Origin of the sequence: Pontibacter burrus (assembly GCF_010686685.1) — a bacterium.
GTDB lineage: Bacteria > Bacteroidota > Bacteroidia > Cytophagales > Hymenobacteraceae > Pontibacter > Pontibacter burrus.
In genome coordinates this window covers 1-1,522 of record NZ_JAAGWD010000019.1, presented here as the reverse complement: position 1 = coordinate 1,522, position 1,522 = coordinate 1, and the positions used below count along the sequence as shown (strand labels likewise).

At 34.8% G+C, this 1,522-nt stretch carries 1 protein-coding gene and 1 pseudogene; both read left to right on the top strand.

Annotation, left to right across the window (positions count from 1 at the left end; all coding sequences use genetic code 11):
* A partial coding sequence (locus tag GXP69_RS18850) for a DUF4007 family protein (protein ID WP_204282098.1) occupies positions 1-375 on the top strand: 375 nt, incomplete at its 5' end.
* A pseudogene (locus GXP69_RS18845) lies at positions 365-1,522 on the top strand (hypothetical protein); the annotation flags it as partial. The gene GXP69_RS18850 and the pseudogene GXP69_RS18845, both read left to right, overlap by 11 nt.

Genomic DNA, 1,522 nt, shown 5'->3' with positions numbered 1-1,522 from the left:
GATTTACACTTGGTAGGTACAATACAAAAAGAAGAAGAGTCTATAGTAGCTGATAAAACAAAAAAGCGAACAAAGCAGGTTCTCTTTCTTGAAAACACAGATAGAGAAAGTCTTCCTATAGAAATTTTCCTGTATTCAATACTCGACAATACCGGGTACGGCTCTTCCATAAGTTTACCTGCGCTTGAAAATGACTTTAATAGCCCTGGAAATATTTTTGCTCTAAGCAAAACGGGTCTTGTGACGAAGATACAAGAAGCACAAGAAAAGTACCCTAACGAAATCATCTATACGGATCATGCCGGGATTAAAGAATTACAGTTTAAGAGAAAGATCGATCCAATAGAAATGCTTACTTCTTATTATGAGAAATAATTATACTCCTTCTGTTAATATTATCCGTGATACAGATAGAGAAGTCACGTATATACCTACTCCTAATGCAAAGCGAACAGTAAGTCAAATTATTGATGACTTTAGAAACGGAGTCCGTTCGTTTAATCTAATTGGATCTTACGGCACTGGTAAATCTTCCTTCCTCCTTGCACTTGAACAAAGCTTAAGAGGAAAAAGACCTTATTTTAATGTCCCATTCATTAAGGATCAGACTTTCGGAACTTTAAAGCTTGTCGGTTCTTATGAGAGCATTATTGAATCTTTTGCAAGCCAGTTGGGAGTAACAGCTACAGAAGATTTTACAGAGAACATATTTACTGAGTTAATAAGTTTGTACAAGTCAGTTGGTAAAAACCCACTGCTTTTCATTGTAATAGATGAATTTGGTAAATTCCTTGAGTATGCTGCCCAAAATAAACCAGAGCGTGAATTATATTTTATACAGCAGCTAGCCGAGTTAGCAAATGATACCAAGTATAATTTGGTTCTCATAACTACTATACACCAAAGCTTTGAAAGCTATGGTTTTTCTCTTTCTGATTCCCAAAGACAAGAATGGACAAAGGTTAAGGGTAGATTTAGAGATGTTACTTTTAATGAACCTGTAGAGCAACTTCTGTACCTTGCATCTGAACATATTGCAAGTGTAAGAAAGTCAGAAACTACTTATGATAATTTAGATACAGCGCTAAATCTCTTTATAAAGTCGAAAGCTTTTAACTATAACGAAGGTTTTAGCAAAGAATTAAATCTTAAAATTTATCCGCTTGATTTATTATCTGCTAATACATTAACACTTGCATTACAACGCTATGGGCAAAATGAGCGCTCATTATTTTCTTTTTTAGAAAGTACTGATCATACTAGCTTTGCACACCATACAAGCTTACAGGATCCGTTTTATAATTTGGCAAATGTTTATGACTACCTTCACTTTAACTTCTATTCTTATTTAACTTCTCGATTTAACAATGACTTTGCAGCATGGGCATCCATTAAGTCTTCTTTAGAAATCGTAGAACGGGAATTTGCTGAAGATTTAGCTGCTTATACCAAGCTTATTAAAGCGATTGGACTTATAAATGTATTCGCTGCATCGGGGGCTATTTTGGATAAAGCTTTCTGG